This is a genomic window from Polaromonas sp. (assembly GCF_030689685.1).
In the GTDB taxonomy this organism is placed as follows: Bacteria; Pseudomonadota; Gammaproteobacteria; order Burkholderiales; family Burkholderiaceae_C; genus Polaromonas.
On the sequence record NZ_JAUYEY010000028.1, the window covers coordinates 1 to 20,756 of the forward strand.

15 protein-coding genes, 1 tRNA gene and 1 riboswitch are annotated in these 20,756 nt (G+C 62.2%); of the genes, 9 read left to right on the plus strand and 7 right to left on the minus strand.

All coding sequences use genetic code 11. The annotated features are described in order from the left end of the window. Positions 1–180 precede the first annotated feature (180 nt). Positions 181–2,748: a DNA internalization-related competence protein ComEC/Rec2 gene (locus Q8O29_RS07505; protein ID WP_305561452.1), complete on the minus strand. Its 2,568-nt coding sequence runs from the start codon at positions 2,746–2,748 to the stop codon at positions 181–183. A 264-nt stretch (positions 2,749–3,012) separates the two neighbouring features. Between Q8O29_RS07505 and Q8O29_RS07510 the strand changes: the two genes are divergently transcribed. The 5 genes from Q8O29_RS07510 to Q8O29_RS07530 all read left to right on the plus strand — a co-directional run bounded on the left by Q8O29_RS07510 (position 3,013) and on the right by Q8O29_RS07530 (position 11,842). Then, a complete protein-coding gene (locus tag Q8O29_RS07510; protein ID WP_305561439.1) occupies positions 3,013–6,468 on the plus strand; it encodes a DUF2126 domain-containing protein in 3,456 nt (1,151 codons plus the stop codon). Positions 6,469–6,659: 191 nt separating this feature from the next. Beyond that, positions 6,660–9,299: a circularly permuted type 2 ATP-grasp protein gene (locus Q8O29_RS07515; protein ID WP_305561454.1), complete on the plus strand. Its 2,640-nt coding sequence runs from the start codon at positions 6,660–6,662 to the stop codon at positions 9,297–9,299. Positions 9,300–9,335: 36 nt separating this feature from the next. After that, the gene (locus Q8O29_RS07520; protein ID WP_305561440.1) at positions 9,336–10,280 is read left to right on the plus strand and encodes a transglutaminase family protein; all 945 of its coding nucleotides are present in this window, start codon (positions 9,336–9,338) and stop codon (positions 10,278–10,280) included. Between the two features lie 138 nt (positions 10,281–10,418). Continuing rightward, positions 10,419–10,889: a RidA family protein gene (locus Q8O29_RS07525; RefSeq protein ID WP_305561441.1), complete on the plus strand. Its 471-nt coding sequence runs from the start codon at positions 10,419–10,421 to the stop codon at positions 10,887–10,889. A gap of 195 nt (positions 10,890–11,084) precedes the next feature. After that, positions 11,085–11,239: riboswitch (FMN riboswitch) on the plus strand. A 102-nt stretch (positions 11,240–11,341) separates the two neighbouring features. Continuing rightward, a complete protein-coding gene (locus Q8O29_RS07530; protein WP_305561442.1) occupies positions 11,342–11,842 on the plus strand; it encodes a 6,7-dimethyl-8-ribityllumazine synthase in 501 nt (166 codons plus the stop codon). Between the two features lie 4 nt (positions 11,843–11,846). Here Q8O29_RS07530 and Q8O29_RS07535 read toward each other — a convergent pair whose 3' ends face one another. The 4 genes from Q8O29_RS07535 to Q8O29_RS07550 are packed head-to-tail and all read right to left on the minus strand — an operon-like array spanning position 11,847 to position 16,307. Further along, positions 11,847–12,689, minus strand: coding sequence for a dienelactone hydrolase family protein (locus tag Q8O29_RS07535; RefSeq protein WP_305561443.1), 843 nt, complete (start codon positions 12,687–12,689; stop codon positions 11,847–11,849). Between the two features lie 44 nt (positions 12,690–12,733). Continuing rightward, on the minus strand, positions 12,734–15,532 hold the full coding sequence (gene alaS, locus Q8O29_RS07540) for an alanine--tRNA ligase (RefSeq protein ID WP_305561444.1): 2,799 nt from the start codon (positions 15,530–15,532) through the stop codon (positions 12,734–12,736). A gap of 21 nt (positions 15,533–15,553) precedes the next feature. Then, the gene (locus Q8O29_RS07545) at positions 15,554–15,979 is read right to left on the minus strand and encodes a TA system VapC family ribonuclease toxin (RefSeq protein WP_305561445.1); all 426 of its coding nucleotides are present in this window, start codon (positions 15,977–15,979) and stop codon (positions 15,554–15,556) included. After that, on the minus strand, positions 15,966–16,307 hold the full coding sequence (locus Q8O29_RS07550; protein WP_305561446.1) for a type II toxin-antitoxin system Phd/YefM family antitoxin: 342 nt from the start codon (positions 16,305–16,307) through the stop codon (positions 15,966–15,968). Before Q8O29_RS07550 ends, Q8O29_RS07545 begins: the two co-directional genes overlap by 14 nt. Before the next feature lie 128 nt (positions 16,308–16,435). Here Q8O29_RS07550 and Q8O29_RS07555 point away from each other — a divergent pair, with 128 nt between their 5' ends. The 3 genes from Q8O29_RS07555 to Q8O29_RS07565 all read left to right on the plus strand — a co-directional run bounded on the left by Q8O29_RS07555 (position 16,436) and on the right by Q8O29_RS07565 (position 18,486). Next, entirely contained in the window at positions 16,436–17,932 is a 1,497-nt protein-coding gene (locus tag Q8O29_RS07555) for an NAD-dependent succinate-semialdehyde dehydrogenase (RefSeq protein WP_305561447.1), read from the plus strand. After that, a complete protein-coding gene (locus Q8O29_RS07560; protein WP_305561448.1) occupies positions 17,929–18,369 on the plus strand; it encodes a DsrE family protein in 441 nt (146 codons plus the stop codon). The genes Q8O29_RS07555 and Q8O29_RS07560 overlap by 4 nt, the downstream gene beginning before the upstream one ends. Before the next feature lie 46 nt (positions 18,370–18,415). Next, positions 18,416–18,486 (plus strand) — tRNA-Gly (locus tag Q8O29_RS07565). Between the two features lie 69 nt (positions 18,487–18,555). On the opposite strand, the gene Q8O29_RS07570 is transcribed toward Q8O29_RS07565, so the two are convergent. Both Q8O29_RS07570 and Q8O29_RS07575 read right to left on the minus strand, forming a co-directional pair. Continuing rightward, positions 18,556–19,194, minus strand: a complete 639-nt coding sequence (locus Q8O29_RS07570; protein WP_305561449.1) for a CoA transferase subunit B — start codon at positions 19,192–19,194, stop codon at positions 18,556–18,558. Between the two features lies 1 nt (position 19,195). Next, entirely contained in the window at positions 19,196–19,897 is a 702-nt protein-coding gene (locus Q8O29_RS07575) for a CoA transferase subunit A (RefSeq protein WP_305561450.1), read from the minus strand. 109 nt (positions 19,898–20,006) lie between these two features. Between Q8O29_RS07575 and Q8O29_RS07580 the strand changes: the two genes are divergently transcribed. Continuing rightward, positions 20,007–20,561, plus strand: a complete 555-nt coding sequence (locus Q8O29_RS07580) for a PAS and helix-turn-helix domain-containing protein (protein WP_305561451.1) — start codon at positions 20,007–20,009, stop codon at positions 20,559–20,561. Positions 20,562–20,756 lie beyond the last annotated feature (195 nt).

The following is a 20,756-nucleotide window of genomic DNA, read 5'->3' on the forward strand; positions in this document are numbered from 1 at the left end:
GGCTGCAAAGCGGCCGCGACGGTCCATTTTTCACCGGCTTTTTGCCCCATAGCTACGGCTATGGCGCTGCAAACCCGGCAAAAACTGTCCTCGCCGGGGCCACTTTTCGCTTCGACGCCTTCTGCCGCCCAAGCTCCTAGCTTAGCAAGGAATGCGCCAGCCGCCTGTAGGAAGCCCGCTTTAATCCGGAGGCCGGTGGTGCCAGTAGCGCAATCCGGTCTGGCGCTGACAGGCGATGTCTGCGGGCCGCGCACTGGTCCAGGTGGCAGCCCCGCACGCAGGAGATGCAAATACCGCAATCCCGCGTTCACGATAACGCTCCAGCACTGGGGGCGCCGGGTGTCCGAAGCGGTTGCGGTATCCGGCCTGCGCCAGCGCCAGCTTGGGTTGCACAGCATCCAGGAAGGCCGGGCTGGACGAGGTCTTGCTGCCGTGGTGCGGCACCAGCAGAACGTCTGCCTTCAGGTCCACGCCCGCCGCAACCAGCCGCTGCTCCTGCGCCAGTTCGATGTCTCCGGCCAGAAGGGCTGCCTTGTTGCCGTTGGAGATACGCAATACGCAGCTCATGGCATTCGATTTTTGCGACGTTTCGTAGTCGCGCGCCGGTGGGTGCAGCACGTCAAAGCTGACGCCGTCCCACACCCAGTGCTGACCGACGACGCAGCGCCGCGACGGCCGCAAGGCCTGCAGCGGATGGCCGTCCTCGATGGAGCTGAGCAATGCCGCCTGCGGCTGCATGGCCAGCACGGCCGGAGCACCGCCGATGTGGTCGCTGTCGCGGTGGCTCAGCATCAAGGTATCGACCTTGTCGCCCAGCGCCCGCAGTAGCGGCACCAGCACCCGGTGACCGGCGTCGCTCTCGCGCGTAAAACGCGGGCCAGCGTCATAGACCAGCGTATGGCTCGCCGTGCGGACAATCAGCGCGTTGCCCTGCCCCACATCGGCGGCAATCAGCTCGAACTGGCCCGACATCGGACGCAGCGGCTGCCAGAGCAGCACGGGCAAGAGCAGCGGCACCCCCAACACGCGCCAGTGCCAGGGCAAACGCAGCACCAGCAGCGCGCCACCAGCCACACCGGCCAGTGCACACCACAGCGGTGCAGCCGCCACACTGATACTGGCCAGTGGCCAGAGGGCCAGCCACTGCAAAAACACCATCAGCGCCGCAACAGCGGCCGCCGCCAGGTCCCACAAGGGGGCCCACAACACGCCCAGCAGGCTCAGCGGTGTTACCAGCAAGGTCACCCAGGGAATGGCCAGCCCGTTGGCCACCATGCCGACCAGCGACACCTGGTTGAACAGCAGCAAGGACAGCGGCGCCAGCGCCAGCGTCAGCACCCATTGCTCGCGGGCGGCACGAAGCAATGCGCGGGCTGCGCCTGCCAGCCACGACACGCCCAAAACCCGAAACACTCTTAATTTTTTATCAAATCGGCCTCCAGCCTTTTCCCTATTTGCGTGAGCAGCTCCTGAATTGATAGCAAATTGGTCTTCGGCAGACCCCGTCGAAAAGAGAATACCCACCGCCACAAACGACAGCCAGAACCCGGCCTGCAGCAAGGCCCAGGGATCGAGCGCCACCACCACCGCCATGGCCAGCAGCCAGACCTGGGGCCAGGGCCAGCGCTTGCCGCTTTGGCGCAGCAACACCACGGTGGCCAGCATCCAGACGGTGCGTTGCGCCGGCACACCCCAGCCCGAGAGCAGCGCGTAGCCGGCGGCCAGCAACAAGCCACCCCAGACACCGGCGCTGCCCGCCGGCAGAGCCAGGCACAGGGCCGGGGTCCAGCGTGCGGAACGCCGCCACAACCAGCCGATGCCTTGCGCCGCCAACCAGGCGAACATCGTTATGTGCAATCCTGAAATGGACATCAGGTGCGCTACGCCCGTGGCCCGGAACACATCCCAGTCGGCGCGCTCAATGGCGTTCTGGTCGCCCACCAGCAGGGCTGCTACCACGCCGGCCAGTTGGCGGTCGGCCACGCGCGCATAAACCGCGTCCCGCAGCGACTGGCGCATGCGCTCGACCGGGTGGCGCCAGCCGTCGGCAAGCCGCGTAGGCGCCGGATCCCGCAGCCCTGCGCGAACGTACCCCGTGGCCTGCACACCTTGCTCCCAAAGCCAGAGTTCGTAGTCAAACCCATGCGGGTTGCGGTTGCCGTGCGGCGCTTTCAGACGCACCGTCATGCGCCAATGTTCGCCGGCGCGCAGGGCCGGTGGCTGGCGCTGCAGGGCGGTTGCTACGGCCGGGCTGCCGCTGGCATCCGGGTTGTCCGGGCCACCTATCCCTGTCACCGGCTCCCGGAAACCAAAACCGGCATACCAGCCCAGGTAAACCCGCGGCGGCAGCACCACCGGCTGCCCATCGAGACGGGCGGACTCGATGGCAAAACGAAAGCGCAGGCCGTCGTCGTTGCGCTGGGGCATGGCCACAACCCGGCCCGTGACCTCAATGTCCCGGCCTTCCAGCGCTGGCGCCAGCGCGCCAGCCTGAAAAATCACGGCGCGCAGGCCGGTCAGACCGAAGCCCAAGCCCAACGCCAGAACCAGTACAGCTACCGCCCTGAGCCCCCACATTGCATCCGAAGACAAGCGAAAACAAACCAGCGCAAGGGCTGCGGAGCCAACTAGCAAAGCTCCATAGACCCAGGCCTGCAACAGCGCAGGCTGCTGCAACTGCAAGGCGGCGCCCGCGACAAATCCGCAAAAAATCGGCCCCCACAAACGACCTGACGGCCTGGCTGACATCGTTTGGCGCACATGCCTCCCCTGTTGGATCATTGTTATGTGTTGCGGCAAAGCTGTTCAACGATCCGGCGCCCGCATCCGCCTACAAGCCGCGCGACAACCCGCTTTTCACCGATATCCGTCAATCACGCGCTGACAGCCATTCAGGCCTTTGGCGCAGCTCTTGCTTGGATTGAATGTATTAAAACCGTGAATGCGGCCAGTTCCCTGTTTCTGCGGCATAGTGCCAATAACGCCCCAAATTTTCTGAAAAGTGAGACCGACTTGTCCATCCATGTTGCCCTGAGCCACATCACCCATTACAAATACGACCGCCTGGTGCGACTCGGCCCTCAAGTGGTCCGCTTGCGGCCTGCGCCGCACAGCCGAACCAAGGTCTTGTCTTACTCGCTGACGATTGAACCTGCAGGCCACTTCATCAACTGGCAACAGGACCCGTTTGCCAACTACCAGGCACGCCTGGTCTTTCCCGAGCCGACGCGCGATTTCAAGGTCACGGTCGATCTGGTGGTTGAAATGGCGGTGTTCAACCCGTTTGACTTCTTCCTGGAGCCTGACGCCGAAGAGTTTCCCTTCGAGTACAACAAAGACCAGGCGCGTGAGCTGGCGCCCTACCTGGCCACCGCGCCTGTCACACCGCTGCTCAAGGCCTACCTGGACAGCGTGGACCGCACGCCGAAACGCACCATCGACTTTCTGGTTGGCCTGAACCAGAAGCTGCAGGGCGACATCAAATACGCGATTCGTATGGAGCCAGGCGTGCAGACGCCGGAAGAAACCCTCCAACTCGCCATCGGTTCCTGCCGCGACACCGGCTGGCTCATGGTGCAGTTGTTTCGCCACCTGGGGCTGGCTGCACGTTTTGTCTCCGGTTACCTGATCCAGCTCAAAGCGGATGTGAAATCGCTAGACGGCCCGAGCGGCGCCGAGACCGACTTCACCGACCTGCACGCCTGGTGCGAAGTATTTCTGCCGGGCGCGGGCTGGGTTGGTCTGGACCCGACCTCGGGCTTGATGGCCGGTGAAGGGCATATCCCGCTGGCCTGCACGCCCGAGCCATCCAGCGCCGCGCCGATTGAAGGCGGCGTGGACAAAAGCGAGGTCGAATTTGCACACCACATGGGGGTGCAGCGCATTTACGAGTCACCGCGCGTGACCCAGCCCTACACCGACGCACTGTGGGCCGACGTGCTGAAACTCGGCCACCAGGTAGACCAGGACTTGCAGGCCGGTGATGTGCGCCTGACCATGGGCGGCGAGCCGACCTTTGTAGCCACGCAAGACCGCGACGCCGCCGAATGGAACATCGACGCGCTGGGCCCGACCAAACGCGGTTACGCGACCGAGCTGGTGCAAAAGCTGCGCGCTGAATACGGCGAAGGCGGTTTCCTGCATTTCGGCCAGGGCAAGTGGTACCCCGGCGAGCAGCTGCCGCGCTGGGCGCTGAGCATTTTCTGGCGCAAGGACGGCCAACCGGTCTGGCAGAACCCGGCGCTGTTCACCGACGAGCGCCAGCCTTGCAGCTACACCAGTCTTGATGCCAAACGTTTTACCGACACCCTGGCCGGCAAGCTGGGCCTGTCCACCCAACACATCACGCCGGGTTATGAAGACACCTGGTACTACCTGTGGCGCGAGCGCCGCCTGCCGGTCAATGTCGATCCGTTTGACACCCAACTCGACGACGCGATGGAGCGCGCCCGCCTGCGCCGCGTGTTCTCGCAGGGGCTGGATGCGGTGGTCGGTTATGTGTTGCCGCTCAAAGTCCGGGAAGAAACCAGTGCCACGCTTGCCAAAGGCCCGCTGTGGGCCACCGGGCCCTGGTATTTCAGGGACGGGCGCATGTACCTAAGCCCGGGCGACTCGCCCATGGGTTACCGCCTACCGCTGGACGCCCTGCCCTGGGTCTCGAAAACCGACCACACTGGTGTCAACGAGGCCGACCCGTTTGCGCCGCGCGAAGACCTGCCTTCCGCTGAAGTTTTGGTCGAGCGTTATGCCGCGCCCGCTGACGCTGCAACACCTGTCAAAACAGCGGCAACCGTCAGCGCCAAAGAAGCCGACCCCCTTCCCGCCCCCCGCCAATCGGCCGCGTGGTTGCCGCGCATCGCCCTGTGTGTCGAAGTACGCGACCCGGCCCGGGCCAACGGCCCCCAGGACAAGCCGACCGCCGCCTCTGAAAAAGAAAAAGAAAAAGAAAAAGAAAAAGGCGCAAAACCGCAGACCGGCGCGCTGTACATCTTCATGCCGCCGCTGGAGCGTCTGGAGGACTACCTGGACCTGCTCGCTGCGGTGGAGGCCACTGCCCAGACGCTGGGCCTGCAGATCGTGCTCGAAGGTTACCCGCCACCGCGCGACCCGCGCCTGAAAATGCTGCAGGTCACGCCCGACCCCGGCGTGATCGAGGTCAACATCCACCCGGCCTACAACTGGAACGAGCTGGTCGAACACACCGAGTTTCTCTACAAGATCGCGCACGAAACCCGCCTGTCGGCAGAAAAATTCATGACCGATGGCCGCCACACTGGCACCGGCGGTGGCAACCACTTTGTGCTGGGCGGGGCCACGCCACCGGACAGTCCGTTTCTGCGCAAGCCCGAAATGCTCGGCAGCCTGATCGCCTACTGGCACAACCACCCGTCGCTGAGTTATCTGTTCTCGGGCATGTTCATCGGCCCGACCAGCCAGGCACCCCGGATTGACGAGGCGCGCAACGACCAGTTGTACGAGCTCGAAATCGCGCTGCGCGAGATCGCCATCAACCGCCAGAAATACGGCCAGGACATGCCGCCGTGGATTGTGGACCGCACGCTGCGCAACATCCTGGTCGATGTGACCGGCAACACCCACCGCAGCGAGTTTTGCATCGACAAAATGTACTCGCCCGATTCAGCCACCGGCCGCCTCGGCCTGCTTGAGCTGCGTGCCTTTGAGATGCCGCCGCACGCACGTATGAGCATCGTGCAGCAATTGTTGCTGCGCGCGCTGGTGGCACGTTTCTGGAACAAGCCCTACCACGGGCGCATGACGCGCTGGGGCACTGAGCTGCACGACCGCTTTTTGCTGCCCGCCTTTGTGCGCCAAGACTTTGCCGATGTCCTGACCGAGCTCAACGAGGCCGGTTATGGCTTTGACATGGCCTGGTTCGAGCCGCATTTTGAGTTCCGCTTCCCGATGATTGGCCAAGTCAAAGCCAACAGCATCGAGCTGACCTTGCGCAGCGCGCTCGAGCCCTGGCATGTGATGGGCGAGGAAGGCTCGTCGGGCGGCACTGTGCGGTATGTCGATTCGTCGCTGGAACGGGTCGAGGTGCATGTGACCGGCCTCAACGACAAGCGCTACGTCATCACCGTCAATGGCCGCGCCCTGCCGCTGCAAAACACCGGCACGGTGGGTGAGTACGTGGCCGGTGTGCGTTACAAGGCCTGGAACCCGCCCTCGGCCCTGCACCCCTCCATCGGCGTGCATGCGCCGCTGACTTTTGACATTGTGGACACCTGGATGGAGCGCTCACTGGGCGGCTGCCAGTACCATGTGGCGCACCCGGGCGGCCTGAGTTACGACACGCTGCCGGTCAATTCGTACGAAGCCGAAAGCCGGCGTTTGAACCGCTTTTTCCAGATGGGCCACACGCCGGGCAAAATCCGGGTGCAACCGGCGCAGCCCAGCCGCGAGTTTCCGTTCACACTCGATCTGCGCCAGGCATCGCCAAGCCTTTAAACACTGCCCGGTTTGTGTCGGATAGACGCCACAAACCGGGCGCTTGCTCCCCTGCATGAAGGCATACTTGGGCCAGCGTGGAAAACAACCCCTCTCTTTTTGCAGCTGCGACGCTGGAGTCTGCTGTCGATCTGGCCGTGGCGCTGGCACAGCCGGCCACAGCCGGCCACTTCGACGAGTTACACGGCCGGATGCTGGACAAACCATCCCCTGCACCCAGTCAAAGCCAGCAGCAAAGCCAGTTTGCATTGCATCTGGCCGGCACGGCACCTGTTGCGGCCGCCCTGCCCACGGCCGACCCCGCCTCCCCTCCGCCCGCCAAGCTGGCACCCGACTGGCACCGCTTCTTCAATTTCCTCGGCGGCGATGGTTTTGACGACCTGAGCCACCGCACCGCCAACCTGCACCGGCAGATCCGCGACAACGGCGTCACTTACAACGTCTATGCCGACGCCAACGGCCCGCAGCGTCCCTGGTCACTGGACCTGTTTCCACTGCTGCTGTCGGCCCAGGACTGGACGCAAATCGCCAGGGGCATCACGCAGCGCGCGCGCCTGCTGGACCGCATCATGGCCGACGTGTATGGCCCGCAACAGCTGCTGTCGCTGGGGCTGCTGCCAACGGCGCTGGTGCAGGGCCACCCCGGCTACCTGCGCGCCATGCACGGCGTTCAGCCGGCCGGCGGCACCTTTTTGCACATTGCGGCCTTTGACCTGGCACGCGGCCCCGACGGGCGCTGGTGGGTCGTCTCGCAACGCACCCAGGCACCGTCCGGCCTGGGCTACCTGCTGGAAAACCGCCTGACCATTTCGCGGCTCTTCCCGCAAGCTTTCCGTGAAATGAAAGTGCAGGCACTGGCCGCTTCCTACAAGGCGCTGATCGACGGCATGAAAGCCCACAGCCCGGCGGGTGCGCGTGGCGAAGACAGCCGCATCGTTTTGCTGACACCCGGCCCCTACAACGAAACCTATTTTGAACACGCCTATCTGGCGCGTTACCTCGGGCTGACGCTGGTTGAAGGCAGCGACCTGCTGGTGCGGGACGACAAGCTTTATCTCAAAACCCTGCAGGGCCTGGAGCCGGTGCACGGCCTGCTCAAACGCCTGGATGACGAGTTTCTGGACCCACTGGAGCTGCGCTCGGACTCCACCCTGGGTGTGCCCGGCCTGCTGCAGGCGATACGCGCCGGCAATGTGCTGGTGACCAACACGCCGGGCTCGGCTTTTCTCGAATCCAGCGCGCTGCTGGGTTTTTTGCCGGCCCTGTCGCGCCACCTGCTGGATCAGCCGCTGGCCATGCCCTCGCTGGCCACCTGGTGGTGCGGTGAGCAGGCCGCCCTGCAATCGGTACTGCCGCGCCTGAAAGAATGCGTTATCAAAGCCACCTACCCGAACGTTGGCAGCAGCTCCGTGATTGCGCAAACGCTGTCCAGCCGTGAGATTGATGAGTGGGCGGGCCGTCTGGTCCGGCGCAGCGAAGACTACACGGTACAGGCCTATCTGCCGCTGTCTCAAACGCCCACCTGGCAAGGCCAGCGCATTGCCCCACGCTCGACCATGCTGCGGGTTTTTGCAGTGGCCGACGGCGCCGGCTCCTGGCAGGTGTTGCCAGGCGGCCTGGCGCGGCTGGCTGGTGTCAATGCCAAAATTGCGTCCATGCAGCAAGGCGGCAGCAGCGCCGATGTGTGGGTGGTTTCGTCGCCTGCGGCGGCCCCACCCGCAACAAATACAGGCACCACCGTGCCCGCCGGGGCAGAGCCCGGCGCCGCGCCGCAGGTCTGGACCCGCCACCGGCACAAACCCGCGGTGACCAGCCGCGCAGCCGAAAACCTCTTCTGGCTGGGCCGCTATACCGAACGCACCGAAAACGCCATCCGCATGGCCCGGTTGACGCTGCAATCGCTCAACGGCGAGGACCAGTCCTCGCAACCCTTACTGGCCTGGCTGTCCGAGCTGGCCGTCAAAAACGGGCTGGTGCTCGACACCGTTCCGCCGGCCACGCAGGCGCGCCGCGTCTTCGAGCGCTCCTTGATCGCCAGCCTGGCCGATACCGAACAAGCCGCCAGCGTCGGCTACAACCTGCGCGCGCTCAAGGGCGCGGCTTCGGCAGTGCGCGAGCGCCTGTCGCAGGAGCAGTGGCATGTGATCGTACGCGCCGAGGAAGATTTTTTCCGGCGCTGCGAGAGCTTCAGCGGTCCCGACCACCCGGCCACCCAGGCGCTGGAATATTCCTCGGTCGAGGCGCTGCGCGCACTGGAGTCGGCCAGCAGCTTCCTGGCCGCCATGACCGGCGCGCAGACCGACCGCATGAGCCGTGATGATGGCTGGCGCCTGCTCAGCACGGGCCGTCATATCGAGCGGCTCCACACACTGTCGGCGGCGCTGATTCTTGGTTTTGAAACCGGCGCGGTGCATGACGAAGGCGGCTTTGACGCCATGCTGGCACTGTTCGACAGCACCATCACCTTTCATGCCCAGTACCAGCAGCAGCGCGACATACCGGCGCTGCTGGATCTGCTGGTGCTGGACCGCGACAACCCGCGCTCACTCGGTTGGGTCACGCAGACGCTGCGCGGCCGTCTTGCGCGTCTGGCTGAAAACACGGCAGGCAAGGCGCAGGCTCCCGAGCTGACCCAGACCCTGCCTGACCCCGGCAGCTGGATATTGAGGGAGCTGTGTATCGCAGCACCGGGTGCCGCGCAGGACCAGCCATACGCCAGCCTGCTGAACCAGCTGGCGCGCTGCTGCGAAGCCGCCTTCGACCTGTCTGACCTGCTGAGCCGCCGCTACTTCAGCCATGTCGCCCAGGACGAGCACAGCCTGGGTGCATAAGCGCCGCCCTTCGCATTTGACTTCCCTACTTTCGCGATGCTGCTTCACCTTGTTCACGATACGCACTATGCCTACACCCCCACGGTGGAGAGCGCGCACCATGTGCTGCACCTTAAACCGGCCAGCCACGCGGGCCAGCAGTTGCTGCGGCACAGCCTGAGCATCAGCCCGCAGCCTGCACGGATACAGGAGTTGACGGATGTATATGGCAACACCCGCAGCTACTTTTCGCTACAGGGACCGCACGACACGCTGACCGTGCGCGCCGACAGCATTGTTTCAACGCTGGCACTGAATGCCGCGACACAGGACGCAGCGCCCGGCTTGCCGTGGGAGGCCGTGCGTGAGCAGTTTCGCTACCATGCCGGTGGCGCGTACGACAGCGCCTGCGAGTTTGTATTTGCCTCACCGTATGTGCCGCGAGACGATGCATTTGCAGAATTTGCCCGCCCCAGTTTTATCCCAGGTCGGCCGCTGCCCGAAGCCGCCCACGACCTGATGGAACGCATCCACGAGGCCATGACCTACGAAAGCGACAGCACCGAAGTCGGAACGCCGGCTGTGGAGGCGCTGCAATCAGGCAAAGGTGTTTGCCAGGACTTTGCCCACATCATGGTCGCCTGCTGCCGCGCCATGGGTGTGCCGGCACGTTATGTGAGCGGCTACCTGTTGACCACACCTGCCCCCGGCCAGCCACGCCTGATCGGCAGCGATGCCTCCCACGCCTGGGCCTCAGTCTATTGCCCGGTGGAAAGCAAAGCCAGCGGCATGGCGCTGGCAGACGGGCAAAGCCCCGGGCTCTGGCTGGACTTTGACCCGACCAACAACCGCGCACCCGGAGAAGACTATGTCACGCTGGCCATTGGCCGTGATTTTCTGGACGTCTCGCCGATGCGCGGCGTGATACGCGGCGGCGCACACCATGTGCTGAACGTGGCGGTCTCCGTGACGCCCATCGACAAACTGCCTGAGCCGGGCTGAACCCGCCGCGCCCCGTTAGAATGACGGCGCTGCCCCGCCATATCTGCTACTCTTTTGATAGCTGCTTACGCCCGTCACATAAGGGCTTAAGGCATATTTTCTTCTAAACCCCAGTCTATTTTCTTCCAGGAGCGCTTCATGACCCAACCCACCGGCCCGATCTACGACACACTTCAAAAACTGGGCATCAGCCTGCCCCCCGTGGCTGTGCCCGCAGCGGTTTATGTGCCTTTTGTTCAAACCGGCAAGCTGGTTTTCCTCTCTGGCCACATTGCCAAAAAAGACGGCAAGGCCTGGGTCGGTCAACTCGGCAAAAACATGGCCACCGACGAGGGCAAGCTGGCGGCACGCGCCATCGCCATTGACCTGATGGGCACGCTGCACGCAGCGGTGGGTGATCTCGGCAAGATCAAACGCATCGTCAAGCTGATGAGCCTGGTCAACTCCACCAGCGACTTCACCGAACAGCACCTGGTCACCAACGGCGCCAGTGAGCTGTTTGCCGAAGTCTTCGGTGCCGCAGGCAGCCACGCCCGCAGCGCATTTGGCGTGGCCCAAATCCCGATGGGCGCCTGCGTCGAGATCGAGCTGATTGCCGAAGTGGAATAAGCACACCCCGTGGAGGCTTCGCCTCCTCCCCCTTGCAGGGGCGGGCGCCTCGCGCCCGGCGAAGCCGGATCGCGGCCCCCGCTTGCAATGCGGTGTAGCAGCCTCTTGATCGACACACAGTGCCCAATAGCCCGCGCGCAGCGCCGACTTTGGGACGGCGCTTACACTTCATGCGTGCCGGCCATCACGCCGGCACAGCGTTCTCAGGGCGGGGCGAAATTCCCCACCGGCGGTGTTTGCGTTAAGGCGCATCAGCCCGCGAGCGCCCGGCTTTTTCACGGAAGCCGGGGTCAGCAGATTCGGTTCAACTCCGAAGCCGACGGTCACAGTCCGGATGAAAGAGAGCGCGACGTCCATGGCCCCCGCCGTGGGCCGACGCCTGCGCGCCGGCTTGCCCGCGGACCAAAGACTCGTGCGCCCTGAATTTCGGTAACCGTTTTCAGGAGAAGCTTATGAGTCAGCGACATCCCCCAACCAGCGTCCCGCCGCCGCAACTTCCTGCCCGGTTCTGTTTCATCCAGGCCAGTTGGCACGCCGACATCGTTAACCAGGCACGCGATGCGTTTCTGGCCGAAATGGCCAGGCATGAAGTGCCGAAGCAGGACATCGACTTGCTGGAGGTACCGGGCGCCTTCGAGATTCCCCTGCATGCGCAGCAGCTCGCACGCACCGGCCGTTACGCGGCTATCGTCGCCTGCGGCCTGGTGGCCGACGGCGGCATCTACCGCCACGAGTTTGTTGCCGACGCCGTGATCAACGGCCTGATGCGGGTGCAGCTCGACACCGGTGTGCCGGTGTTATCGGCCGTGCTGACGCCGCAGCACTTTCATGCCCACGAAGAGCATCAGCGCTTTTTCAGCGAGCACTTTGTCATCAAGGGCACGGAAGTCGCTCAGGCCTGCCTGCGCACCGTGGCAAGTCTGCGGCAAGTTCAGGCGTTGGTGGCCGCGTGAGTTTTTACCGGAAGGCTTGGGCCAGCAGTTCGCGCAGCCGCGCATAGGCCTGCTCGCGCGCCGCCGGGTTGGGGCCGACGTGCACGCCCTGCCCCGGGTGAACACCATTGGGCACGTCCAGGCGCAGCCGCACTTCGCCAACCGGGCTGTCAAAGTCGTGGTAACTGTCGGCATAGAGATTGACTTCGGCGCCCACCGCTTTGCCCAGTTCCACACAGGGGCCAGGTGGCGTCCAGTCGTCTTTTTCGCCGAGCATCAGCACCAGCTGTGCGCTTGGCCTGTAGCCCGACTTCAAGGCAGCGCTACAGCCCGGGTAAAACGCCACCGCCAATGCGGGCTTTGGCAACTGTGCACGCACATCGGCACGCGACAAATCGGTGGCCGCCAGCACCGCGCTGCCGCCATGCGACCAACCGAGCAGCGCGATACGGCCAGCGGAGGCCCAAGGCTGGGCGGCTACCCAGGCCAGCGTCCCCAGCGTATCGGCACGCCGTTGCGTCTGGTCGATCTGGCGAGAGCCCATTTTCTGCGTACACAGCTCGGACTCGCCACGCGGCGTGAGGCTGTCGGGAAAGACCGCTGCATAACCCTGCCCCACCAGCATATCGGCCATGGCTTGATGGCGAGCGTTGAGCTGGCCCCTGCGCGCACCCCGGCTGGCGTACAGCCCGCCACAACCATGCAGGGCCACCACCGTGCCGCGCGGCAAGGCGCCCGCAGGCGAAAACACCTGGGCCTTGATCAGCGTTCCGTCCTGGCTGGGGTAGCTGGCCTCTTGCGGTACGGCAGCAGAGGCGGCCCCAGCCGCCAAAATACAAACCAAAAGTGCCGCCAGCCCTTTAAACATATGCGTCAGCAGCTACTGATTTGATAGCAATTTGTCGCGCTGGCTCAGGCCCGCTCAGCCACCCAGGGCTGCACCGATGCCAGCGCAGCCGCCAGCCTGGAGGCATCGGTGCCACCGGCCATCGCCAGGTCGGCCTTGCCGCCACCTTTGCCGCCGACCTGCTGAGCGACAAAGTTGACAAGATCGCCCGCCTTGACCTTGCCCACGCTGTCGGCGGTGACGCCAGCCGCAATCTGCACCTTGTCGCCATCCACCGCAGCCAAAACAATCACTGCCGTCTTGAGCTTGTCCTTGAGCTTGTCCATGGTGTCGCGCAGGGTCTTGGCGTCGGCGCCTTCAAGCCTGGCGGCCAGCACTTTCAGGCCTTTTACATCCACCGCCTGCGCCATCAGTTCATCGCCCTGAGCTGACGCCAGCCGACCCTTGAGCGCCGTAAGTTCTTTTTCCATATCCCGCACTTGATCGAGCAGGGCGCCGACGCGGGCCGGCACTTCGCTGGGCACAACTTTCAGGGTACCCGCTACGCCGCCCAAGGTCGCTTCCATGCTCTGCACGTAGGACAACGCATTCATGCCGGTGACGGCTTCAATGCGCCGCACCCCGGCCGCCACGCCGCCTTCGGCCGTGATGGTGAACAAGCCAATGTCGCCGGTACGCGCCACATGGGTGCCGCCGCAAAGCTCTTTGCTGGTGCCTATGCTCAGCACACGCACCTCGTCGCCATACTTTTCACCAAACAGCATCATGGCGCCGGTTTTTTGCGCGGCTTCCATGTCCATCACGCTGGCGTCGGTGGCCACGTTGGACAAAATCTCGGCGTTGACACGCGCCTCGATCTCGCGAATCTGCACGTCAGTGACCGGCGCGTTGTGCGCAAAGTCAAAGCGGGTTTTTTCGGCATCGACCAGGCTGCCCTTTTGCTGCACATGGTCGCCCAGCACTTCGCGCAAGGCCTTGTGCATCAGGTGCGTGGCGCTGTGGTTGCGCACGGTGGCGGCGCGCACGGCGGTGTTGACCTGTGCGGTTACCGCATCGCCCAGCTTGAGTGAGCCACTGGCCATGGTTCCGTGATGGCCGAACACATCGGCCTTGATTTTTTGCGTGTCCAGCACTTCAAACGCTGCACCCTCACCCCTGCCCTCTCCCGGGGGGAGAGGGAGTGAAGCAAGACTGGCAACCCCACCCCCTTCAAGGACAGGGCGTGTTACTCCCTCGCCCCTCTGGGGAGAGGGCTGGGGTGAGGGGCCGCCCGCACGCAACCAACCCTGGTCACCCACTTGGCCGCCGCTCTCGGCATAAAACGGCGTGGTGCTCAAAACCACCACACCGCTTTGCCCGGCATTCAGCGCCTGCACAGCCACGCCGTCGGCATACAGCGCCACGACTTTGGCCGTTTCCTCCAGCAACTCGTACCCGGTAAAAGCATGGCCTTCGCCCGCGTAATCCAGCGCGCGGTCCATCTTGAACTTGCCGGCAGCACGGCCGCGGGCTTTCTCTGCTTCAAGCCAAACGCCAAACCCCTCTTGGTCCACCCCAATTCCATATTCGCGACACACATCCGCAGTCAGATCAATCGGAAACCCATATGTTCCGTGCAAGAGAAATGCGGTTTGGCCGCTTAGCAAATTCCAAGACGTATCGTCCTTAAACTCTTTTTGCGAGATGTCGACCAAGGTATTAATCTCGCGCAGCAGAATCTCCATTCCATTTTCCAGCGTCTCGAAAAAGCGCTCTTCCTCGACCCGCAGCACCTCGCTGATGCGCGCAGCCTGCGCGGCCAGACGCGGGTAGGCCGCACCCATCAGCCTGACCAGATCGGGCACCAGCTTGTGAAAAAACGGCGTCTTCTTGCCCAGCTTGTAGCCATGCCGAATGGCGCGGCGGATGATGCGGCGCTGCACGTAACCGCGGCCTTCGTTCGACGGATTGACGCCGTCGCTGACCAGAAACGCGGTGGCGCGGATATGGTCGGCAATCACCCGCAGGCTCTTGTGATCCAGGTCTTTTTCACCAGTCTCGCGTGAAGCGGCCTTGATCAGGGCATCGAAAATATCAATTTCGTAGTTGCTGTGCACATGCTGCAGGATGGCGGCCAGGCGCTCCAGGCCCATGCCGGTATCCACACACGGTGCCGGCAGCGGCAAGACCCGGCCATCGGGCTGCATGTCGAACTGCATGAAGACGTGGTTCCAGATTTCGATGTAGCGGTCACCGTCCTGCTCGGGGCTGCCGGGCGGGCCGCCGGCAATGTGCGGACCATGGTCGTAAAAAATCTCGCTGCACGGGCCGCAAGGGCCGGTGTCGGCCATCATCCAGAAGTTGTCGCTGGCGTACTTGGCACCCTTGTTGTCGCCAATGCGCACCACACGTTCAGGCGGCAGGCCAATCTCTTTCGTCCAGATGTTGTAGGCCTCATCGTCGTCGATATACACCGTGGCCCAGAGTTTGTCGGGCGGCAGTTTGTAAACCTCGGTCAGCAGCTCCCAGCCCCACTTCAGCGATTCGCGCTTGAAATAGTCGCCAAAACTCCAGTTGCCCAGCATCTCGAAGAAGGTGTGGTGCCGTGCGGTGTAACCGACGTTTTCCAGGTCGTTGTGTTTGCCGCCGGCACGCAGGCAGGCCTGCACCGAAGCCGCACGTACATAAGAGCGCTTGTCGGTGCCCAGAAACACGTCCTTGAACTGCACCATGCCGGAATTGGTGAACATCAGCGTCGGGTCATTACCCGGTACCAGCGAGCTGGACGGCACCACGCTGTGGCCCTTGGACGCGAAGAAGTCGAGAAAAGACTTGCGGATGTCGGCGACGGTGAAAGGGGGTGATGAGGCGTTTTTTGTAGTCATAAATAAATCAGCAAAACAAAATCAAACCAGTAGATCAAGCTTGATACCAGGGAACTTTTTGAAGTCTTTGTCAAAGCTACCAACCGTTGCGCTGTGCTCGACCGCCAAAGCGGCCAAATGCCCGTTATTGGTTAGGTTACCTGCGGCGCCTGCACCCAGGAGCAAGCGCGACAAAATGCCGGAATGTCGCTCGGTGGGGTGCAGCAGCCGTGCCCTGGGGTGCAACAGCCAATCGTCAACCATACTTGTGGCATCAGTCACAGACAACGGTTTGGGCAAAATGGCCGGATGCGTTGATAGACGAATAAAACCAATCATTGCCAGCCAGGCCAACCCGACTCCCTGTACACCGTCAAACGCATCGCCAAGCCACAAAGCGGCCTGCTTGTGGTGCGGGCTCAATGGGTTGACTGAGTACAAAAAGACGTTTGTGTCAGGCAGCTTCATGCGATTGCGCTGTTTTTGGTTTTTTATCTGTGGCCTTTTTGCGCTTGTTTGCAGCGCGTGCAAGTCGAGCGTTTAGTTTCAGAAATTCGAGATTGTCTAGTTCAGCCACCAACTGGTTGGCTCGGCTTAAGTCAACCAACGGCACGCCCATGTCAAAAGTACGTTGCACATATTTGGGTATCTCAACCGCAGCAGCCACAGCATTCAAAGAAACAATCTTCGCCACTGGCTTGTTGTGCCGCATGATGATGACTTCTTCACCCGCCTCCGCGCGTGCCACGTATTCACTTAAATGCGTTTTCGCTTCAAACAGTCCTACTGCGTGCATGGCAACTCCTTAAAAATTGGTTGATTCAACCAGATTTTACCACTGCACCCCTGGTTTTTAGGTAAAGGGCTATGCTTTGCGGCTGCATGCAAAACTGCGCTGCCCTACACCGCCTCTGAAAGCCCCCCATGGAAATGAAAACCGCAGGTTTCAATAAAACTTCCCCCATTTCGCTGCTTAAAGACCCCAGCCTGTTCAAGACCGACGGTCTGATCAACGGCCAGTGGGTCAAGGGGACGGCCCGTTTTGACGTGCATGACCCGGCCACCGGGCTCAAACTTGCCGATGTCGCCAATCTGGGCACCGCAGACGCAGAAGCCGCCATTGCCGCCGCCAATGCCGCCTGGCCGGCCTGGCGCAGCAAGACCGGCAAAGAGCGGCATGCGATTTTGCTCAAGTGGTACCAGTTGCTGATGGCCAACGTCGAAGACTTGGGGACCATCATGACCGCCGAGCAAGGCAAGCCCTTTGCCGAGGCCAAAGGCGAGGTGGCCTACGGTGCCAGTTTTGTCGAATGGTTTGCCGAAGAAGCCAAAAGAATCAACGGCGAAACCCTGCCGCAGTTTGACAACAACCGCCGCCTGATGGTCATCAAGCAGCCAATCGGGGTCTGCGCCGCGATTACGCCGTGGAATTTTCCGCTGGCCATGATCACGCGCAAGGTGGCGCCAGCGCTGGCCGCCGGTTGCCCGGTGGTCATCAAGCCGGCCGAGCTGACACCGCTGACCGCTCTGGCGGCGGCCGAGCTGGCCATGCGTGCCGGCATTCCGGCGGGTGTGCTCAATGTGCTTACCGCCGACAGCGACAACTCAATTGCCATCGGCAAGGTGTTTTGTGCCAGCGACGTGGTGCGCCACATCAGCTTTACCGGCTCTACCGAGGTCGGCCGCATTCTGATGGCGCAAAGCGCCCCATCGGTCAAGAAACTCTCGCTGGAACTGGGTGGCAACGCGCCCTTCATCGTGTTTGACGACGCTGATGTAGATTCGGCCGTCGAAGGCGCCATGGCCAGCAAATACCGCAATGCCGGCCAGACCTGCGTCTGCGCCAACCGCATTTACGTGCAGGACGGCGTGTACGACCAGTTCGTTGAAAAATTCGCCGCCAAGGTCAAACTGCTCAAGGTTGGCAATGGTTTTGAGGACGGTGTGGTTCAAGGCCCCCTGATCGAAGATGCCGCCGTTGACAAGGTTCAGCGCCATGTGGCCGACGCAATTGCCAAAGGCGGCAAACTGCTGGCCGGTGGCCACAAACTCAAGGGGCAGTTTTTTGAACCCACCGTGATATCGGAAGCCACCGACGACATGCTTTGCGCCCGGGAAGAAACCTTTGGTCCGTTTGCGCCAGTGTTTCGCTTTCAGACCGAGCAGCAGGCCATAGATGCGGCCAACAACACCGAGTTCGGCCTGGCCAGCTATTTCTACAGCCGCGATGTGGGCCGCATCTACCGCGTGGCCGAAGCGCTGGAATACGGCATGGTGGGAATCAACGTCGGCGTGATTGCGACAGAGCATGTACCATTTGGGGGCGTCAAGCAGTCGGGCCTGGGCCGTGAAGGCTCCAGCCACGGCATTGATGAATACGTGGAAATAAAATACCTATGCATTGGAGACATACAAAAATGAACCGCAGACGTTTTATCCACGCTGGCGCGGCCTTTGCAGGCGCTACTTTTTTGATAGCTGCTGGCGCACAGGGGACGGGGGCTACAGCCCAAAAACGCCACAAACTGGTGATTCAGGTCAGTGACAACGACCCGGCCAAATGGAACCTGGCGCTGAACAACGCCAAGAACGTGCAGGACGACGTGGGCGCCGCCAATGTGGACATTGCCATCGTCGTGTACGGCCCCGGCATAGGCATGCTCAAGCTTGAGTCGCCCTCCGGCGCCCGCGTGGCTGATGCGATGAAAGCCAACGTGCGTGTCATAGCCTGCGAAAACACCATGCGCACCCAGAAAATCACCAAGGAGGACATGCTGCCCGCCATCAGTTATGTGCCAGCGGGCGTGACCGAGATCATGAAAAAACAGGGTGAAGGCTGGGCTTACGTGCGGCCTTGAGTTTTTTTGGCCAACCACGGTGCCTGTGGTTTTACAATCAGAGTATGCGGGTGTAGTTCAATGGCAGAACTTTTGCTTCCCAAGCAAATAGCGTGGGTTCGATTCCCATCACCCGCTCAAGACAATAAAAAAGGCCCCTCGGGGCCTTTTTTTTCATGGCAGCTGCGTGTCGCAACGCTTATGCCTTCAATACAGCTTGCAGCCGGTTTTGGCTTGCAGCGCTTCGCGGGTGACGCCAGGCGCCAGCTCAACCACTTTCAGACCCTGCGGCGTCACATCCAACACGGCCAGGTCGGTGATGATGCGGTCCACCACACCAACGCCCGTCAGAGGCAGCGTGCACTGCGGCAGAATTTTCAGGTCTTCGGTGCCGTCTTTTTTCTTCGCGACATGCTCCATCAGGATGATGACGCGCTTGACCCCAGCCACCAGATCCATCGCGCCACCCATGCCTTTGACCATCTTGCCGGGGATCATCCAGTTGGCCAGGTCGCCTTTCTCGCTGACCTGCATCGCGCCCAGGATGCTTAGGTTGATCTTGCCACCGCGGATCATCGCGAAGCTGTCATGGCTGCCGAAAATCGACGAACCCTTGATGGTGGTGACGGTTTGTTTACCGGCGTTGATCAGGTCGGCATCGACCTGGCCTTCGGTGGGGAAGGCGCCAATGCCCAGCATGCCGTTTTCCGACTGCAGCCAGACTTCTTTATCGCTGGGCACAAAGTTGGCCACCAGCGTCGGAATGCCGATGCCGAGGTTCACGTAAAAACCGTCTTCGAGTTCCTGGGCGGCGCGCGCCGCCATTTGGTCTTGGGTCCAGGGCATATCAGGCTTTCTCGGTGATGGTGCGTTTTTCGATGCGTTTTTCCGGGCTGGCATTGAGCACGATGCGGTGCACATAGATACCCGGCAGGTGGATGTCGTCCGGGGCCAGCTCGCCCATTTCAACAATCTTTTCCACCTCGACGATGCAGATCTTGCCGGCCATCGCGGCGGCGGGATTGAAATTGCGGGCCGTCAGGTTGAAGCGCAAGTTGCCGGACTTGTCGGCCACAGCGGCCTTGACCAGCGACACATCGGGCACCAGTGAACGCTCCATCACATAAGTCTCGCCGTCAAACTCGCGCAATTCCTTGCCCGCGGCCACCTGGGTGCCAACACCGGTCTTGGTGAAAAAAGCCGGGATGCCGGCGCCTCCAGCGCGCAGTTTTTCAGCCAGCGTGCCCTGCGGCGTGAAGTCCAGCTCCAACTCACCGGCCAGGTACTGGCGCTCGAACTCCTTGTTCTCGCCGACATAGCTGGAGATCATTTTTTTGATCTGGCGTGTCTCCAGCAGTTTGCCCAGGCCAAAACCATCAACACCGGCGTTGTTGGAAATAACGGTCAGGTCTTTCGTGCCGCTGTCACGCAAGGCCTGGATCAGGGCTTCGGGAATGCCGCACAAACCAAAACCGCCGACAGCCATCAACTGGCCGTCCTTGACGACACCCTTCAGGGCCTCGGCAGCGGAGGGGAAAAGTTTATTCACAAAAATCTCCTGGAGAACTTCAACACAAACTTCAAAAGCTTTACGATACTACCTATCAAGATACGTAGTTACCCCTAAAGTTTAACCCTCGGTGCCTCTGACAAACCCCATGGATATCGATTACCGCCTGGCATTCAACATGGCCCCGGTTGGCTTGGTGCTGTCGCGCAATCGCGGCATCGTCGATTGCAACCAGCACCTGTGCGAGATGTTTGGCGCTGCGCGTGAGCAGCTCATCGGCCAGTCCTTCCAGATTCTCTACCCCAGCGCCGACGAATACGAACGCATAGGCGCGCGCATGTTGCCCATCCTCAATGCCAAGGGCCATTACGCCGACGACCGCATCATGAAGCGGGTCGACGGGCGCCTCAAGGGCGAGACCTTTTGGTGCCACGTCACTGGACGCGCACTCAACCGCGCCGCTCCGCACGAGTCGGGCATCTGGACCTTTGAGGACCTGAGCTCGCGCCGGCCGGTCAAGGCCGAACTAACGGCGCGCGAACGCGAAGTCGCGGCCCACCTGATGGACGGCATGACCTCCAAGGAAATCGGCCGCGCCCTCGTCATCAGCCACCGCACGGTGGAAATCTACCGCGCCCGCCTGATGCGCAAATACAAGGCATCGACCACGGCCGACCTGGTGCACAAGCTGATGGAAGGCTGATTCGGTCTCTGTTTGCTATATTTTTTATAGCTGTGCACGCATTCCTGGCATAGGCTAGGAGTCTGGGCGGCAGAAGGCGTCGAAGCGAAAAGTGGCCCCGGCGAGGACAGTTTTTGCCGGGTTTGCAGCCTCATAGCCGTAGCTATGGGGCAAAAAGCCGGTGAAAAATGGACCGGCGCGGCCGCTTTGCAGCCG

What these genes read in the sequence shown, in the direction of transcription:
- Q8O29_RS07520 (WP_305561440.1), top strand. Translation starts at nt 9,336, where the DNA reads ATGCTGCTTCACCTTGTTCACGATACGCACTATGCCTACACCCCCACG.
- Q8O29_RS07530 (WP_305561442.1), top strand. Translation starts at nt 11,342, where the DNA reads ATGAGTCAGCGACATCCCCCAACCAGCGTCCCGCCGCCGCAACTTCCT.
- Q8O29_RS07570 (WP_305561449.1), bottom strand. Translation starts at nt 19,194, where the DNA reads ATGCCCTGGACCCAAGACCAAATGGCGGCGCGCGCCGCCCAGGAACTC.
- Q8O29_RS07505 (WP_305561452.1), bottom strand. Translation starts at nt 2,748, where the DNA reads ATGTCAGCCAGGCCGTCAGGTCGTTTGTGGGGGCCGATTTTTTGCGGA.
- Q8O29_RS07580 (WP_305561451.1), top strand. Translation starts at nt 20,007, where the DNA reads ATGGATATCGATTACCGCCTGGCATTCAACATGGCCCCGGTTGGCTTG.
- Q8O29_RS07545 (WP_305561445.1), bottom strand. Translation starts at nt 15,979, where the DNA reads ATGAAGCTGCCTGACACAAACGTCTTTTTGTACTCAGTCAACCCATTG.
- Q8O29_RS07555 (WP_305561447.1), top strand. Translation starts at nt 16,436, where the DNA reads ATGGAAATGAAAACCGCAGGTTTCAATAAAACTTCCCCCATTTCGCTG.
- alaS (WP_305561444.1), bottom strand. Translation starts at nt 15,532, where the DNA reads ATGACTACAAAAAACGCCTCATCACCCCCTTTCACCGTCGCCGACATC.
- Q8O29_RS07525 (WP_305561441.1), top strand. Translation starts at nt 10,419, where the DNA reads ATGACCCAACCCACCGGCCCGATCTACGACACACTTCAAAAACTGGGC.
- Q8O29_RS07515 (WP_305561454.1), top strand. Translation starts at nt 6,660, where the DNA reads ATGCTGGACAAACCATCCCCTGCACCCAGTCAAAGCCAGCAGCAAAGC.
- Q8O29_RS07535 (WP_305561443.1), bottom strand. Translation starts at nt 12,689, where the DNA reads ATGTTTAAAGGGCTGGCGGCACTTTTGGTTTGTATTTTGGCGGCTGGG.
- Q8O29_RS07560 (WP_305561448.1), top strand. Translation starts at nt 17,929, where the DNA reads ATGAACCGCAGACGTTTTATCCACGCTGGCGCGGCCTTTGCAGGCGCT.
- Q8O29_RS07550 (WP_305561446.1), bottom strand. Translation starts at nt 16,307, where the DNA reads ATGCACGCAGTAGGACTGTTTGAAGCGAAAACGCATTTAAGTGAATAC.